This window comes from Paracoccus shandongensis (assembly GCF_017315735.1).
Lineage (GTDB): Bacteria > Pseudomonadota > Alphaproteobacteria > Rhodobacterales > Rhodobacteraceae > Paracoccus > Paracoccus shandongensis.
On the sequence record NZ_JAFLRK010000005.1, the window covers coordinates 1 to 16,196 of the forward strand.

General features: G+C 67.3%; 18 protein-coding genes and 1 pseudogene. 13 read left to right on the top strand and 6 right to left on the bottom strand.

The window, feature by feature from the left end:
• The 4 genes from JX613_RS05400 to speB all read right to left on the bottom strand — a co-directional run.
• A partial coding sequence (locus JX613_RS05400; RefSeq protein WP_207100447.1) for a DUF4167 domain-containing protein occupies positions 1–711 on the bottom strand: 711 nt, incomplete at its 3' end.
• 264 nt (positions 712–975) lie between these two features.
• Positions 976–1,800 carry a peptide chain release factor N(5)-glutamine methyltransferase gene (gene prmC / locus JX613_RS05405; RefSeq protein WP_207100448.1) on the bottom strand — a complete coding sequence of 275 codons (825 nt, stop codon included), beginning with the start codon at positions 1,798–1,800 and terminating at the stop codon, positions 976–978.
• Positions 1,797–2,849, bottom strand: a complete 1,053-nt coding sequence (gene prfA / locus JX613_RS05410; protein WP_207100449.1) for a peptide chain release factor 1 — start codon at positions 2,847–2,849, stop codon at positions 1,797–1,799. The genes prmC and prfA overlap by 4 nt, the downstream gene beginning before the upstream one ends.
• A gap of 107 nt (positions 2,850–2,956) precedes the next feature.
• A complete protein-coding gene (gene speB / locus JX613_RS05415) occupies positions 2,957–3,916 on the bottom strand; it encodes an agmatinase (protein WP_207100450.1) in 960 nt (319 codons plus the stop codon).
• Between the two features lie 151 nt (positions 3,917–4,067).
• Here speB and JX613_RS05420 point away from each other — a divergent pair, with 151 nt between their 5' ends.
• The 7 genes from JX613_RS05420 (at position 4,068) to JX613_RS05450 (ending at position 8,917) form a co-directional block, all read left to right on the top strand.
• Complete coding sequence (locus JX613_RS05420) at positions 4,068–5,132, top strand: cytochrome-c peroxidase (protein ID WP_207100451.1); 1,065 nt, start codon at positions 4,068–4,070, stop codon at positions 5,130–5,132.
• Between the two features lie 182 nt (positions 5,133–5,314).
• A complete protein-coding gene (gene rpsF, locus JX613_RS05425; RefSeq protein ID WP_207100452.1) occupies positions 5,315–5,761 on the top strand; it encodes a 30S ribosomal protein S6 in 447 nt (148 codons plus the stop codon).
• Between the two features lie 2 nt (positions 5,762–5,763).
• Positions 5,764–5,991 carry a 30S ribosomal protein S18 gene (gene rpsR / locus JX613_RS05430; protein WP_103173059.1) on the top strand — a complete coding sequence of 76 codons (228 nt, stop codon included), beginning with the start codon at positions 5,764–5,766 and terminating at the stop codon, positions 5,989–5,991.
• A gap of 12 nt (positions 5,992–6,003) precedes the next feature.
• On the top strand, positions 6,004–6,582 hold the full coding sequence (gene rplI, locus JX613_RS05435) for a 50S ribosomal protein L9 (RefSeq protein WP_207100453.1): 579 nt from the start codon (positions 6,004–6,006) through the stop codon (positions 6,580–6,582).
• A gap of 162 nt (positions 6,583–6,744) precedes the next feature.
• A complete protein-coding gene (gene bmt, locus JX613_RS05440; protein ID WP_207100454.1) occupies positions 6,745–7,707 on the top strand; it encodes a betaine--homocysteine S-methyltransferase in 963 nt (320 codons plus the stop codon).
• A 77-nt stretch (positions 7,708–7,784) separates the two neighbouring features.
• Entirely contained in the window at positions 7,785–8,555 is a 771-nt protein-coding gene (locus JX613_RS05445) for a YoaK family protein (protein ID WP_207100455.1), read from the top strand.
• Positions 8,552–8,917 (top strand): DUF983 domain-containing protein, encoded by a 366-nt coding sequence (locus JX613_RS05450; RefSeq protein ID WP_207100456.1) that lies wholly within the window; start codon positions 8,552–8,554, stop codon positions 8,915–8,917. Before JX613_RS05445 ends, JX613_RS05450 begins: the two co-directional genes overlap by 4 nt.
• Here the strand turns inward: JX613_RS05450 and JX613_RS05455 are convergent.
• Positions 8,914–9,993 (bottom strand): PA0069 family radical SAM protein, encoded by a 1,080-nt coding sequence (locus tag JX613_RS05455; RefSeq protein ID WP_207100457.1) that lies wholly within the window; start codon positions 9,991–9,993, stop codon positions 8,914–8,916. The two genes, JX613_RS05450 and JX613_RS05455, sit on opposite strands and share 4 nt — an antisense overlap.
• A 103-nt stretch (positions 9,994–10,096) precedes the next feature.
• Between JX613_RS05455 and yghU the strand changes: the two are divergent.
• Positions 10,097–10,954, top strand: a pseudogene (yghU, locus tag JX613_RS05460) (glutathione-dependent disulfide-bond oxidoreductase); the annotation flags it as partial.
• 332 nt (positions 10,955–11,286) lie between these two features.
• Here yghU and ilvC read toward each other — a convergent pair.
• The gene (gene ilvC, locus JX613_RS05465) at positions 11,287–12,309 is read right to left on the bottom strand and encodes a ketol-acid reductoisomerase (RefSeq protein WP_207100458.1); all 1,023 of its coding nucleotides are present in this window, start codon (positions 12,307–12,309) and stop codon (positions 11,287–11,289) included.
• A gap of 130 nt (positions 12,310–12,439) precedes the next feature.
• On the opposite strand from ilvC, the gene JX613_RS05470 reads away from it, so the two are divergent.
• The 5 genes from JX613_RS05470 to osmF all read left to right on the top strand — a co-directional run bounded on the left by JX613_RS05470 (position 12,440) and on the right by osmF (position 16,196).
• Positions 12,440–12,895 (top strand): Lrp/AsnC family transcriptional regulator, encoded by a 456-nt coding sequence (locus tag JX613_RS05470; RefSeq protein WP_207100459.1) that lies wholly within the window; start codon positions 12,440–12,442, stop codon positions 12,893–12,895.
• A complete protein-coding gene (locus JX613_RS05475; RefSeq protein WP_207100460.1) occupies positions 12,892–13,353 on the top strand; it encodes an Lrp/AsnC ligand binding domain-containing protein in 462 nt (153 codons plus the stop codon). Before JX613_RS05470 ends, JX613_RS05475 begins: the two co-directional genes overlap by 4 nt.
• A 49-nt stretch (positions 13,354–13,402) precedes the next feature.
• Positions 13,403–14,629, top strand: coding sequence for a glutathionylspermidine synthase family protein (locus tag JX613_RS05480; protein WP_207100461.1), 1,227 nt, complete (start codon positions 13,403–13,405; stop codon positions 14,627–14,629).
• Between the two features lie 12 nt (positions 14,630–14,641).
• Complete coding sequence (locus tag JX613_RS05485) at positions 14,642–15,217, top strand: DUF1190 domain-containing protein (protein WP_207100462.1); 576 nt, start codon at positions 14,642–14,644, stop codon at positions 15,215–15,217.
• A gap of 73 nt (positions 15,218–15,290) precedes the next feature.
• On the top strand, positions 15,291–16,196 hold the full coding sequence (gene osmF / locus JX613_RS05490; protein ID WP_207100463.1) for a glycine betaine ABC transporter substrate-binding protein OsmF: 906 nt from the start codon (positions 15,291–15,293) through the stop codon (positions 16,194–16,196).

Below are 16,196 nucleotides of genomic sequence, written 5' to 3' on the forward strand. Positions count from 1 at the left end.
CGGCGCGGCGGGCTTTTCGCCCCGGGGCGCGCGCGGGGCGCGGCTGCGGGCGGGCTTGGCCGTGGCCTCGGGCGTCTCGACCGGACCGGCGGCTTCCTCCTCGACAGTCGTCAGCGCATCCGGCAGACCCTCAAGCCGGGGCTGCGCTTCGGGGGCGGGGTCCGGCTGGCGGGCGGGCTGGTCGTCCTCGCGGCGCTCGGCCACCACGGGCTCTGGGCGCGGCTGGTCGCGGCGGTCCTGGTCGCGGGGCGCATGATCACGCTGGTCGCGCTGGCCATTTTCACGCGGGCCATTGTCGCGCTGCTGGTCGCGATGACCGTTCTCGCGCGCGCCCGTGTCGCGGCGGTTGTCGTCGCGGCCGTTCTGGTCGCGCTGCTGCTGGCCGTTGCCGCCATAGGGCTGGCTTTCGCGGCCGTCCTCGCCGTCCTGGCGGTTCTGGTGGAACTGCTGGCGATCGGCCATTTCCTTTTGCGCCTCGCCCAGCATCCGGGTGTAATGCTCGGCATGTTGCAGGAAGGCCTGTTCCGCCACGCGGTCGCCCGACAATTGCGCGTCGCGCGCCAGCGTCAGGTACTTGTCGATGATCTGCTGGGGCGTCCCGCGCACCTTGCCTTCGGGGCCCGAGCTGTCAAAGACGCGGTTGACGACATTGCCAAGCGTGCTGCGCTGGCGGTTCGACTTGTTGCGCGAGCGGGATTTCGATGATCTCATCAGTTTTGTCTGCTTGTGTTCCAGTTGATCCGGGTTTCCAGGGATCTGGACGGCTTCGCGGGCGGTGGCAGCGGTTCAATGGGCTCGCCTTGCCGTTCAGCCCGCGCCTTGCGCCCGAACGAACGCAGGGCGGCGTTCACCAGGGAATCGGCTTGTTCAGGCTGACCCGTGCCCGGGCATCGCTGCCCCCTGCACAAGGGCGACTAACCACGCCCCGGGCTGGCTGACAAGCGAAATCGTGCGAAAGCCCGCGATTCCGGGCCTTCAGGCGGGAAAGCGGGCCCAAACAACACGGTCCCGCCCGTCCAGATCGGCGATCACGCGTGTTTCAGCCCCCACACCGGCCAGGATCGCCGAAACCGCCGCCCCCTGGGCAGGCCCGATCTCGACCAGCACATGCCCGCCCGGGGCCAGATGGTCCCGCGCCCCCGCCGCAATGGCGCGATAGGCGGTCAGCCCGTCGGCCCCGTCGGTCAGCGCGCCATGCGGCTCCCACTCCCGCACGTCGGGGGAAAGGCCCGCCATCTCGGACAGCGCGATATAGGGCGGGTTCGAGACGATCAGGTCGAAGCGGCCCGTGATCCCCCGATACCAGTCGGCCAAGGCAAAATCGGCCGTCACGCCGATGACTTTCGCATTCCCCCGCGCCACCTCAAGGGCCGCGCCCGAGATGTCGGTGCCAAGCCCCCTTGCCCCCGGCCGCGCCGCCAGAAGCGAGATGAGAATCGCCCCGGTCCCCGTCCCCAGGTCCAGCACGCTGGCCCAGGGCAGATCCAGCGCCGCCCCGACCAGCACCTCGGTTTCCGGGCGGGGGTCCAGCGTGTCGCGCGTGACGCGAAAGCGGTGGGCATAGAAGTCCCGAAAGCCCACGATCTGCGCCACCGGCTGGCAGGCGGCGCGGGCGGCAAGGCCCGCGTCCAGCCGCGCCCGTTCGTCCGCCGTCAGGTCGCGGTCATCGACGATGCGCAGCCGGGCGGGCTCGATCCCCAGCACGGCCGCCAGGATCCGGTCGGCGTCGCGTGCGGCACCCGGGATTCCGGCGGCGGCCAGCCGCCGGGCGGCCTCGCGCCGGGCGTCGGACAGCCTCATCCCTCGGCGGCCAGGCGGGCGGCCTGGTCATGGGCGGTCAGGGCGTCGATGATCTCGGCCAGGTCGCCCGCCATGATCCGGTCCAGCGCGTAAAGCGTCAGGTTGATGCGGTGGTCGGTCATCCGCCCCTGCGGAAAGTTATAGGTGCGGATCCGTTCGCTGCGGTCGCCCGAGCCCACCTGAGACTTGCGGTCCGCCGCCCGTTCCGCATCGGCGCGGCTACGTTCCATGTCGTAAAGCCGCGCGCGCAGCACGGCCATGGCATTGGCGCGGTTCTGGTGCTGGGACTTTTCGCTGCTGGTGACGACGATGCCGGTCGGCAGGTGGGTAATCCTGACCGCCGAGTCGGTCGTGTTCACATGCTGCCCGCCCGCCCCGCTGGCGCGCATGGTGTCGATGCGGATGTCGGTCGCGGGAATGTCGATATCGACCTCGGCGGCCTCGGGCAGCACGGCCACGGTCGCGGCGCTGGTATGGATGCGCCCGCCTGATTCGGTTTCGGGCACCCGCTGGACGCGGTGGACGCCGGATTCGTATTTCAGCCGGGCAAAGACCCCCTCGCCCTCGATCCTCGCCACGGCTTCCTTGACGCCGCCCAGTTCCGTTTCCGTCAGGTCCAGCATCTGGAAGGTCCAGCCCTGCTGTTCGGCATGGCGGCGATACATGGACAGCAGGTCGCCCGCGAACAGCGCGGCCTCGTCCCCGCCGGTGCCGGGGCGGATCTCGATGATGGCGGGGCGGGCGTCGGCCGCGTCCTTGGGCAGCAGGGCGACGCGCAGCGCCTGTTCCAGCGCGGGCATCTCCTCGCGCAGCCGGGCCAGTTCTTCGGCGGCGAGATCGCGCATCTCGGGGTCGGCCAGCATCGCCTCGGCCTCGGCCAGCTCGTCGCGGGCGGCGCGCCAGCGGGCGATCTGCTCGACCACGGGCTTCAGCTCGGCATATTCGCGGCTGATCCGGGCGATCTGGTCGGGCGCCGCGCCGGCATTCAGTTGCGCTTCGAGAAACTCGAACCGCTGGACGATCTGGGACAGGCGATCTTCGGGCAACATGGCGGGGGCTTACCCGCGCGCCACAAAACCGGCAAGCCTGCTTTGGACTGCAAATATCCTCGGGGGGTCCGGGGGGCGAAGCGCCCCCGGCCACCGCGGGACGCAACTCAGCGCCGGGTCCAGCCATAAAGCGCGATCAACTCCATCGCCACATGCGCCCCCGCAATCGCCGTGGCCCCGGTCGTGTCATAGGGGGGTGAGACCTCGACCACGTCGCCGCCGATCAGGTCCACCCCCGCCAGCCCGCGCAGCAGCGCCGCCGCCTGCCAGCTTGCCAGCCCGCCCCAGACCGGCGTGCCGGTGCCGGGCGCGAAGGCCGGATCCAGCGCGTCGATGTCGAAGGTGATGTAAACCGGGCGCTCGCCCACCACCGCGCGGACCCTCGCCAGCGTGGCGTCCACGCCGTCGCGATGCACCCCCGCAGCGTCCAGGATGGTCACGCCCAGCGTGTCGGGGTTTTCCGTGCGGATGCCGACGCTGACGCTGGCCACCGGGTCCACCACCCCCTCGCGGATGGCTTTATACAGGAACGTCCCGTGGTCGATCCGGTCGGGATCGTCGTCCGCCCAGCTGTCGGAATGGGCGTCGAACTGGATCAGCGCCACTGGCCCGCGCCGGGCGGCCACCGCGCGCAGGATCGGCAGGGTGATGGAATGATCGCCCCCCAGCGTGATCGGCGCCGCGCCCGCGTCCAGGATCGCGCCCACATGCGCCTCGATCCGGGCGGGCACCGCGCGCACATTGGCGTAATCGAAGGCCATGTCGCCGTGATCCACCACCGCCAGCGCCGACAGCGGGTCATAGCCCCAGCCATAGGGCGGGTCATAGGGCTGCAGCGTCGATGCCTCGCGGATGGCGCGGGGGCCGAAGCGCGCGCCGGGGCGATGCGTCACCGCCTGGTCGAAGGGGATCCCCGTCACCGCCACGTCCACGCCCGCCAGGTCCTTGGCATAGCAGCGCCGCAGGAAACTGGTGGCCCCGCCGAAGGCGTTCTCGAAGGACGGCCCGCGCGGGTCTTTCCGGGTAAAGGCCTGATCGACCTCGTTCTTCGCATCTTCCAGCGCCATTGCAACCTTCCCTGCCCCCTTGCGTTGGCCCAAGGTGGCGCAGCGCCGGGCGCGCCGCAAGCGTCGCCATTTGATCTGTGTCAGGGCGGGGCCCCGCCCGCCGGGTTATGATCCCGTCAGGAGCGCGCGAGACCTGAAACGAGAGACAGCCATGAAGACATCCCTCCTTGCCATCGCCGCCCTGGGCGTCCTGGCCCAGCCGGTGCTGGCCCAGACCGAATTGCCAGCCGATGCCGACCTGCGCCAGGCCGCCCTGGAATGGTTCGAGCCGATCCCGGACACGCCGCAGGCGCCGCCGAACAACGTGCTGACGCCCGAGCGGGTGGAACTGGGGGCGATGCTGTTCTTTGATCCGCGCATGTCGGTGTCGGGGCTGTTTTCCTGCCAGACCTGCCACAACGTCGGCCTGGGCGGCGTGGACGGGCTGACCACCTCGATCGGCCATGGCTGGCAGCAGGGGCCGCGCAACTCGCCCACCATGCTGAACTCGGTCTTCAACGTCGCGCAGTTCTGGGACGGCCGCGCCCCCGACCTGGCCGCCCAGGCCAAGGGCCCGCTGCAGGCCGGGGTCGAGATGAACAACACCCCCGAGAACCTGATCGGCACGCTGAATTCCATGCCGGGCTATGTGGATGCCTTCAAGGCCGCCTTCCCCGACGAGGCGACGCCTGTCAGCTTCGACAACTTCGCCCGCGCCATCGAATCCTTCGAGGCGACGCTGATCACCCCGGACAGCGACTTCGACCGCTTCCTGAAAGGCGACGACGCGGCCATGACGGAACAGGAAAAGCGCGGGCTCGCGGCCTTCATGGACACCGGCTGCACCACCTGCCATTCGGGCCGCAACGTCGGCGGGCAGGACTATTATCCCTTCGGCGTGGTTGAACGTCCGGGCGGCTCGATCCTGCCCGAAGGCGACCGGGGCCGCTTCACCGTGACGCAGACGGCGGACGATGAATACGTCTTCCGCGCAGCCCCCCTGCGCAACGTGGCGCTGACCGCGCCCTATTTCCATTCCGGCGCCGTCTGGGACCTGCGCGAGGCGGTCCAGATCATGTCCTCGTCCCAGCTGGGCACCGAACTGGCCGAACCCCAGGTGGACGAGATCGTGGCCTTCCTGGGCACCCTGACCGGCAAGCAGCCCCAGATCGTGCATCCGGTCCTGCCCGTGCGCGAGGCCGACACGCCGCAGCCCCAGCCGATGCTGGTGCGCTGACCCGGCCCTGCCCGGTCCGCCCTGCGCGGGCCGGGCACCCCCCGAATCACCTTGCATCCCCGGTGTTCGCCGCTATAAGGCCCCATCCTTCCGCCGAGATCTTGCCACCGGCGCAGCCTCTCGTGACGGGCGCGGAAGGGTTGCCCGTCGATGAAATGCGTCTTGCAACTGAAAGGGATGCCATGGCTCTGTACGAGCATGTGCTGATCGCCCGCCAGGACCTGTCGAACACGCAGGCCGAAGGGCTGATCGAACACTTTTCGACGGTGCTGGCCGACAACGGCGGCCGCGTCATCGAGAACGAATACTGGGGCGTTCGCACCCTGGCCTACAAGATCAACAAGAACCGCAAGGGCCATTACGCCTTCCTGCGTTCGGACGCGCCCTCGGCCGCCGTGCAGGAAATGGAACGCCTGGCCCGCCTGCATGACGACGTGATGCGCGTCATGACCGTGCGCGTGGACAAGCACGAGGAAGGCCCCTCGGTCCAGATGCAGAAGCGCGAGGAACGCGGCGAGCGTGGGGACCGTGGCGATCGTGGCGACCGCCCGCGCGGCGACCGTGGTGATCGTGACCGTGGCGACCGCGCTGACCGCGGCGAGCGCCGCGAGCGGACTGAAAGGATCTGATCATGGCCAACAAACCGTTTTTCCGCCGCCGCAAGGTTTGCCCCTTCTCGGGCGAGAACGCGCCTGCGATCGACTACAAGGACACGCGCCTGCTGCAGCGTTACATTTCCGAACGCGGCAAGATCGTGCCCTCGCGCATCACCGCCGTCTCGGCCAAGAAGCAGCGCGAGCTGGCCCGTGCCATCAAGCGCGCCCGCTTCCTGGCCCTGTTGCCCTATGTCGTGAAGTAAGGAGACGGGGACATGCAAGTCATCCTGCTGGAACGCGTGGCGAAACTTGGCCAGATGGGCGAAGTCGTCAACGTGAAAGAAGGCTTTGCCCGCAACTTCCTGTTGCCGCAGGGCAAGGCGCTGCGCGCATCGGACGCCAACATCAAGTCCTTCGAGAACCGCAAGGTTCAGCTGGAAGCGCAGAACGCCGAATCCAAGGCCGAGGCGCAGAAGATCGCCGACACGCTGAACGGCCAGACCTTTGTGGTCATCCGGTCGGCATCGGACGCCGGCGCGCTGTATGGGTCCGTGACCACCCGCGACGCGGCCGAGGCCGCGACCGCCAACGGCTTCACGCTGGACCGCAAGCAGGTCGTGCTGAACCAGCCGATCAAGGAACTGGGCCTGCACGAGGTCAGCGTCGTGCTGCACCCCGAGGTTGACGCGACCATCGTGCTGAACGTCGCCCGTTCGCCCGAGGAAGCCGAGCTGCAGGCGCAGGGCAAGTCGATCCAGGATCTGGCCGCCGAGGCCGATGCCGCCGCCGAATTCGAGATCGCCGAGCTGTTCGACGACATCGGTGCGGCGAACGACGACGACGACCGGACCTGATCCCGGGCGTACACGCAAAGTTCAGGGCCGTGGCGGGAAACCGTTGCGGCCCTTTTTTCGTTCCGATGCAAATTGTTTCCCATCGGAACCAGACGTATCATGGACTTGATGATTGGTAGCCGTCCCTGGACGGAGCTTTCGCATTTTGCCTGGGGGTACCGGATGCCCGACCCATTGAGCCAGCTTCTTGCCAAGCGTGACTGGCTGATGGCCGACGGCGCGACAGGAACGAACCTGTTCAACATGGGCCTGCCCTCGAATGTCGCGCCCGAATTGTGGAACATCGACCGGCCCGACCTGGTGCGCCGTTTGTATCGCGATTCGGTGGATGCCGGGGCCGACCTGTTCCTGACCAACACCTTTGGCGGCAATGCAAGCCGCCTGCGCCTGCAGGGCGCGGCCCATCGCGTGCGCGAGGTGAACCTTGCGGGGGCCGCCATGGCGCGCGACATCGCCGACGCCTCGGGGCGCCCTGTGGTGGTCGCGGGCAACATCGGCCCCACGGGCGAGATCATGGCCCCCGTCGGCAGCCTGTCACACGCCAGCGCCGTCGCGATGTTCCACGAACAGGCCGAGGCGCTGAAGGAAGGCGGCGCGGACGTGCTGTGGGTCGAAACCATCAGCTGCGAACGCGAATTCCGCGCCGCCGCCGAGGCCGCGCATCTGGCCGACATGCCCTGGTGCGGGATGATGAGCTTTGACACCGCGGGCCGCACCATCATGGGCGTGACCTCGGCGCAGCTGTCGGCGCTGGTGGAACGGCTGCCGAACCCGCCTCTGGCTTACGGCGCGAATTGCGGCGTGGGGGCGGCAGATCTCTTGCGCACGGTGCGCGACTTCGTGGCATCCGGCAACGAACGGCCGATCATCGCCAAGGGCAATGCGGGCATCCCGCATCTGGAGGACGGGAACCTCCATTACGACGGCACGCCCGCCATCATGGCCGATTACGCCTGCCTGGCCCGCGACCTGGGCGTGCGCATCATCGGCGGCTGCTGCGGCACCACGCCCGCCCATCTGCGCGCCATGCGCGAGGCGCTGGAAACGCGCCCCGCAGGCCCCCGCCCCTCGCTGGAGGAGATTGCGGCGCGGCTTGGCGGCTTCAGTTCGGTCGGGGAATACTAGGCGCTTTCGCCGCAGCGGGGATGGCTGACAGGCGGCCTTGCGCGCGCTAGACCATCGGCATGGCAAGACGCAACCGCATGACCAGACCCTTTGCGGCGGCCAGGGTGCTGGTCAGCCACCGCCGCAGCCCAGGCAGCGACTTCATCCTGGCCCTGTTTCTGGCAGGCATCGCGGGGGCCTCGAACGCGGGCGGGTTCTTCGCCCTGGGGCAGTACACGTCCCACATGACGGGATACCTGTCGCAGATCGCCGACAGCCTTGTGATGGGCAATCTGCTGGTCACGGCGACGGCGGTACTGGCGATTGCGTCCTTTGTCACGGGCGCGATGGCCAGCACCTTTCTGGTCAACTGGGCGCGGCACCGGACGGGGCGGCGGCAATTCGCGCTGCCCCTTGCGGTGCAGGGCGGATGCCTGGCCTTCTTTGCCCTGGGCGGGATCGTCACCAGTCCGCCGGCCCGCCTGTTCGCCCTGGCCCTCCTGTGCTTCATCATGGGGATGCAGAACGCCACGATCACCAAGATCTCGGGCGCGCGCATCAGGACGACCCATGCGACCGGCATGATCACCGACATCGGCATCGAGGGCGGCCGCGCCCTGTACCGCCTGGTCCAGCCGAACAGCGCGGTGCGGGTGGATGGGACAAAGTTGCGGATCCTGCTGGCCCTGGTCGGAACCTATGTGCTGGGCGGGATCGTTGGTGCCCTGGGCTATGCGGTGGCGGGGTTCTGTTTCTCGTTGCCGCTGGCGGGGCTGCTGCTGGCGCTGGCGCTGCCTGCCCTTGTGACCGTCCCGCGCCCCCGGCGCGGCCGCCAACCCGGAACCGAACCGCAAAGGCCTGCATCATGAGCGAAGAACGCGACAGCCGGACAGCCATCACCCGGGGCTTGCTGAACAGATGCCCGAACTGCGGCAAGGGAAAGCTATTGCGCGGATACCTGGGGGTGCCTGCGGAATGCGAGACCTGCCACGCCCCCCTGGGTCGCTATCCCGCCGCCGACGGACCGGCCTTCTTCACCATGACGATCATGCTGCTGTTGCTGATCCCGCTGATCGGCTTTACCTGGGTTCTGTTCCGCCCCAGTCCGGTGATGCTGCTGGTGATCACGGGGGTGATCACCACGCTTGTGACGCTGGTCCTGCTGCGTTTCGTCAAGGGGGCCTTCATCGGATACCTGTGGGCCAAGAACGAACAGGACCGAGGGGCCTAGAACAGCGACAATTGCTCGCCCGCCCGGGGCGGCGGGCCGAAGCGGCTGCAATCCAGGGCTGCGCCCTCGTTGCGGTATCCCAACCGCCTGCGCGCCAGGCGGAAGCGTTGCCGGGCCAGGTCGGCAAACGTGCCCTCGCCCCGGAAGCGGTGGCCAAAGCGCGGGTCGTTGTCGCGCCCGCCGCGCATGGCGCCCACGCGGTTCATCACATGCGCGGCCATGCCGGGGCGGTGGCGGTCCAGCCAGTCGCGGAACAGGGGCGCGACCTCCAGCGGCAGGCGCAGGGGAATCATGCTGGCGGTGGTGGCCCCCGCCTCGCGGGCGGCCGCCAGGATCGCCTCGATCTCGGGCTCGGTCAGGACGGGGATCACGGGGGCGACCATGACCCGCACCGGCACGCCCGCGGCGGACAGCTCGCGGATCATCCGCAGGCGGGTGGCGGGCGCGGGGGCGCGCGGCTCCATCGCCCGGGCCAGATCCGCGTCCAGCGTGGTGATGCTGACGCCGACCGCCGCCATGTCCTTGGCCGCCAGTTCCGCCCAGAGCGGAAGGTCGCGCAGGACGGTCTGGCCGCGCGTGACCAGCGTCACCGGATGGTTCCAGTCCGACAGCACCCGCAGGATCCCCGGCATGATCGCCAGCCGGGATTCGACCGGCTGATAGGGATCGGTGTTGGTGCCCAAGGCAATCGGCGCCGGGCGATAGGAGGGTCGCGCCAGTTCGCGCGCCAGCAGCACCGCCGCATCGGGCTTGGCGGTGATCTTCGTCTCGAAATCCAGGCCCGGCGACAGGCCAAGCCAGGCATGGGTCGGGCGGGCATAGCAATAGATGCAGCCATGCTCGCAGCCGCGATAGGGATTGATCGAGCGGTCGAAGGAGATGTCGGGAGAGGTATTGCGCGTGATGATGCTGCGCGGGCGTTCCGTCACCACCTCGGTCCGCAGCAGGCGGCTGTCCTCGGGGATGTCCCAGCCGTCGGATTCGCGCACCCTCTGGTACGGCTCGAACCGACCGTCGGGGCGGGTCTCCGTGCCACGGGCCTTCAGGCGTTCGTCGGGGTTGCGGGGCGGCAGCATGGGATCATGCTAGAACAATGGGGGAACATGCGCCAGCGTTTTGGCGGTTGATGTTCGCCCGGCCCGCGCCCATCCTGCCGCCGAACCCATGTCAGGAGGCATCATGACCGACGATTACACCCCGCCGAAGGTCTGGACCCAGAAGGGCGAAAACGGCGGCAAGTTCGCCAGCATCAACCGGCCCGTGGCAGGCCCGACCCATGACAAGGAACTGCCGATGGGCAGGCATCCCTTGCAGCTGTATTCGCTGGCCACGCCCAACGGGCAGAAGGTCACGATCATGCTGGAGGAACTGCTGGAAGCGGGCTTTGATGCCGAATACGACGCCTGGCTGATCCGCATCGGCGACGGCGACCAGTTCGGCAGCGGCTTTGTCGCGGTGAACCCGAACTCCAAGATCCCCGCCCTGATGGACCATTCCGTGACGCCGCCGCGCCGGGTCTTCGAATCGGGATCCATCCTGGTCTATCTGGCCGAGAAGTTCGGCGCCTTCCTGCCCGCCGATCCGGCCGCGCGGACCGAGGCGATGAACTGGCTGTTCTGGCAGATGGGATCGGCCCCCTTCCTGGGCGGCGGCTTCGGGCATTTCTATGCCTATGCGCCGGTCAAGATCGAATACGCCATCGACCGTTACACCATGGAGGCCAAGCGCCAGCTGGACGTGCTGAACCGCCACCTGGCCGACAACCGCTTCATGGCGGGCGAGGACTATTCCATCGCCGACATGGCGATCTGGCCCTGGTACGGGCAGGTCGTGGCGGGCAAGCTGTATGGCGACGCGGCGACCTTCCTGGACGCGGGCATCTATGGCCATGTCCGCCGCTGGCATGACGAGATCGCCGCCCGTCCCGCCGTTCAACGGGGGATCATGGTCAACAAGACCTCGGGCGAGCCGTCGCAGCAATTGTGGGAACGCCACGACGCATCCGATTTTCAGACCCGGACGCAGGACAAGTTGAAAAATCTTCAACGGGAAGATGTCTTGAATATGGTTAACTACTTGGAAAGTGAGGGCATGGATGAAAACCTTTATTCCAAATTACACCACTTCTCTCTCAAAGGGCGGAATGAAAAATTCAAACAGACGAAGGATTATTGGTCACAGCAGGGAGAGATTGGCTCAGAGACTAACTTCCGCTTCGCTGCCCGCCTAGATTATGTTGTCAGCGGTCGTCAGCGCGGAGAAACGTGGGGAAACCTAGCAGAGCGTGCGCTCTGGCTCTACCCTCTTGAAGCCTAAGAGTTCAGAGAAAAAGCCCGGCGCAAGCCGGGCTTTATAATAGCAAACCATTATCAGTTCCGCGCGCGGTCGACCATCTTGCCCTTGGAAATCCAGGGCATCATCTCGCGCAGCTTCGCGCCAACCTTCTCGATCTGGTGTTCGTCATTGGCGCGGCGCGAGGCCTTCAGCGTCGGCTGGCCCACGGCGTTTTCCAGCATGAAGTCGCGCACGAACTTGCCGCGCTGGATGTCCTCCAGAACCGCCTTCATGCGGGCCTTGGTTTCCTCATAGGGCAGGATGCGGGGGCCGGTGACATATTGCCCGTATTCCGCCGTGTTGCTGATGGAGTAGTCCATGTTGGCGATGCCGCCTTCATAGATCAGGTCCACGATCAGCTTCACCTCGTGCAGGCATTCGAAATAGGCCATCTCGGGTTCATAGCCCGCCTCGACCAGCGTCTCGAAGCCCAGGCGGATCAGTTCGACCAACCCGCCGCACAGCACCGCCTGCTCGCCGAACAGGTCGGTTTCGCATTCCTCGCGGAAGTTCGTCTCGATGATGCCGGACCGCCCGCCGCCGATGGCCGAGCAATAGGACAGGCCCAGATCCATGGCCTTGCCGGTCGCGTCCTGGTGGACGGCCACCAGGCAGGGCACGCCGCCACCCTTGGTGTATTCGCCGCGCACCGTGTGGCCGGGGCCCTTGGGGGCCATCATGATGACATCGACGCCGGGCTTCGGCTCGATCAGGCCGAAATGCACGTTCAGGCCGTGGGCAAAGGCGATGGCCGCGCCTTCGCGCAGGTTGTCGTGGACGTATTTCCTGTAGGTCTCGGCCTGCAATTCGTCCGGCATGGTGAACATGATCAGGTCGCACCAGGCCGCGGCCTCGGCGATGCCCATGACCTTGAGGCCCTCGCCTTCGGCCTTCTTGGCCGAGGGGCTGCCCTCGCGCAGGGCGACGACGACGTTCTTGGCGCCCGAATCGCGCAGGTTCAGCGCATGGGCATGGCCTTGGCTGCCATAGCCCAGGATCGCGACCTTCTTGTCCTTGATCAGGTTCACGTCGCAATCGCGGTCATAGTAAACGCGCATGGGGATGGTCCTTTCCTCTCCGATGCAGAGTTTCTAGGCGCCGCAAAGGCTGGACTGGCATCTATTTCTATCACCAAGGCAGCTTTCTGCATGATGGACATGCCTCAATATGACAGTTAATGAAATAATCATGCCCGATGCAGCCGATCTTCGCATTCTCCGCCACCTGCTGGCCGATCCCGAGGCGCCGAATGCCGTTCTCGCAGAGCGCGCCGGGGTCGCCCCGGCCAGCCTGTGGCGGCGGCTGGAAAAACTGCGCGACACCGGCGTGATCGCCGCTATCCAATCCCGGATCGACTGGCGCGCGCTTGGATACGAGGTCCAGGTCAGCCTGCGCTTCACGCTGGACAAGACCAACCCCCGCGCCTTCGACGAATTCATCTCTGCGGCGCGCGAGGTGCCCGAGGTGACGGAAATCCAGACCTTCCTGGGCAGCGTGGACCTGCGCCTGTCGGTGATCGCCCGCGACATGGCGCATTGGCAGCAGATCTATCGCGACCGGATCCTGACCCTGCCGCATGTGTCCGACAGCGACGCGCTGATGCTGGTCAGCACCATCAAGGACAGCGGGGAACTGCCGCTGTGAGCGGGCTGGACGCGACTGACCTGGCGATCCTGCGCATCCTGGCCAGTGACGCCACCAAAAGCGCCGCCGAAATCGGGCGCGCCATCGGCATCGGCCAGCCCGCCGCCTGGCGCCGCATCAAGCGGCTGACGGACAGCGGGATCCTGGCCGGGCGGCGGGTGATCGTGGACAATGCCGCGCTTGGCTTTGGCGTCACCGTCTTCCTGGGCATCCGCCTGGCCGCCAAGGGCCGCACGTCGCTCGAGGATTTCGAGCGCGCCGTCACCGCCATCCCCGAGGTCCAGACCGTCCAGCATGTCCTGGGCCAGTTCGATTACCGCCTGCGCATCACCGCCCGCGACATTTCCGACTTTGAACGCATCCTGCGCCGCCGGATCATGACCCTGCCCGGCGTGGGCCAGGTCGAGGCCAACGTCATGCTGTCCGAGGAACGCCGCCCCGGACCCCTGGGCGCCTGAGGCGCGTTTCATCTGGCCCCGCCCCTTCAGCCGCGCTACAGATCCGCTCATGCAAAAGATCACCCTTCCCGAACGGCCCCACTGGCGCAACACCGCGAAAGAGGTGGGCTTCACCTTCGCCGACATGCATGGCGAGCCCTATTGGGACGAAACCTCCGCCTACCAGTTCACGCTGCGCCAGATCGAGGACGATATCGAGGATCCCTCGACCGACCTCCATGCCATGTGCCGCGATGCCGTGGCCGAGATTGTGACCAGTGAGCAGATGATGGAGCGGTTGGGCATCCCGGCCCCCCACCGCGACCTGGTGGCGGACAGCTGGCGCCGGAACGAGCCCGAGATCTATGGCCGCCTGGACCTGGCCTATGACGGCACGGGTCCGGCGAAGCTTCTGGAATACAATGCCGACACGCCGACGGCGCTTTACGAAAGCGCGGCGTTCCAGTGGCAATGGCTGGAAGACCAGCTTGCGGCGGGCGTTCTGCCGCAGGGCGCCGACCAGTTCAACGGCATCCACGAGGCGCTGGTCGAACGCTTCCGCGCGCTGTTCCCCAAGAATACCGACATCCACTTCACGGCAGTCGCCAACAACCCCGAGGATTACGCCACCGTCGAGGCCATGGCCTGGGCCGCGCGAGAGGCCGGGATGGGCGCGCATTACAGCGACCTGGACAAGCTGGGCGTGACGAAGCAGGGCCAGTTCGTCGATGCCGAGGACCGGGTGATCGGCACGCTGTTCAAGCTCTATCCTTGGGAAGACCTGCTGCGCGACGATTATGCGCGCCACATCAAGGGCTCGGGCTGCCTGTTCCTGGAACCGGCCTGGAAGGCGCTGGTGTCGAACAAGGGGATCCTGCCCGTGCTGTGGCAGATGTTTCCGGGCCATCCGAACCTGCTGCCCGCCTTCTTTGCCGACGATGTGGCCGATGCGCTGGTGGCGGGGGGCCGTCCGGCGCCTGCGGTGGCCAGCGCCTTCGACAAGGTGGCCGATCAGTTCAAGCGCGGCCATGTGGTCAAGCCGATCTTTTCGCGCGAAGGCGCGGGCGTCAGCATCGTCGAGGCTGGCGATGTGACCGAGGCTTCCCCAAATACCGATTATGACGACCATCCGCGCATCGTCCAGGCCTATGCCCCCTTGCCCGAGTTCGACGGCTTCCGGCCCATCGTCGGGGCCTGGATCGTGGGCGACCGCTGCGTCGGCATGGGCATCCGAGAGGACAAGTCCCGCATCACGCAGGACTTGTCGCGCTTCAAGCCGCATTTCATCGCCGACTGAGGAGGGAAGGCCATGAGGAAACGTTCCAGAACCGTCGCGCTGACCATCCTGGGCGCCGCCAGCTTCGCCATCGCCGGTTGCCGCGAGGAACAGGTCGACGCCCAGGCCTTTCCCGACCTGAACGCCTGCCTGGCCGCGGCCGACGAAGGCGGGCTGTTCACCGCCGACGAATGCCGCCAGTCCTTCGCCGAGGCGGAGCAGCTGCATGTCGAATCCGCCCCCCGTTACGACAGCCTGCAGGTCTGCGAGGAACAGCACGGCGTCGGCAATTGCGGGTCCGAGGCGAGCCAGACCAGCGGCGGGTCGGGCGGCATCTTCATGCCGCTGCTGGCGGGATACCTGATCGGATCGATGCTGGGGGGCGGCGGGCTGTCGCGGTCCCAGCCGATGTATCGCACGCCCCAGGGCGGCTATACCAATGCGGCGCGCACCAGCACGTTTTCCAGCAACACCGGCCGCGCCGCGCTGAATCCCAGCCAGTTCGCCCGGCCTGCCGCAACCGTCGGACAGCCGCCGATGTCGCGGGCCACTGCCGCCTCTCGCGGGGGTTTCGGATCGACCGGGGGCAGCCGCGCTTTCGGTGGTTGACCCGCCCCGGATTTAAGGGAACCCTGACCGGGCCGGGGCGTCTTGCCCCCGTCCCCTGTCAGGAGTTTCGCCCATGTCCCGCCTTGCCCCGCTGGTTGCCACCCTGCTGATGGCGGCAACGCCGCTTGCCGCCCAGGACATTGTCGTGTCGTCCAAGATCGACACCGAGGGCGGGCTTCTGGGCAACATGATCCTGCTGGCCCTGCAGGACGCCGGTTTGCCGGTGCAGGACCGGCTGCAACTGGGCGGCACGCCGATCATGCGCGATGCCATCACGGCGGGGCAGATCGACATCTATCCCGAATACACCGCCAACGGCGCCTTTTTCTTCAACGAGGCCGACAGCCCCGTCTGGAAGGACGCGGTCCAGGGCCATGCCCGCGTGGCGGAACTGGACCGCGCGCAGAACGACATCGTCTGGCTGACGCCCGCGCCCGCCAACAACACCTGGGCCATCGCCCTGCGCCAGGACGTGGCCGAACCGAACAACCTTTCCACCATGTCGCAGATGGGCGCATGGATCGCAGGCGGGGGGCAGGTGAAGCTGGCCGCATCCAGCGAATTCGTGACCTCGCCCGCGGCCCTGCCGGCTTTTCAGCAGGCCTATGGCTTTGCCCTGACGCCCGACCAGCTTGTCCAGCTTGCAGGCGGCGACACGGCGGCCACCATCGCGGCGGCGGCGCAGCAGACATCCGGCGTGAACGCGGCCATGGTCTATGGCACCGACGGCGCCATCGCCGAGGCGGGCCTAGTGGTGATGGAGGACGACAAGGGCGTCCAGCCGGTCTATCAGCCCGCCCCCATCGTCCGCGCATCCGTGCTGGAGGCCTATCCGCAGATCGCCGCCGTGCTGGAGCCGATCTTCGCGTCCCTGACCCTGGAAACCCTGCAAACGCTGAACGGCCGCATCCAGATCGGCGGAGAGCCTGCGGCCGCGGTGGCGCGGGATTATCTGACCCAGGGCGGTTTCCTGGACTGA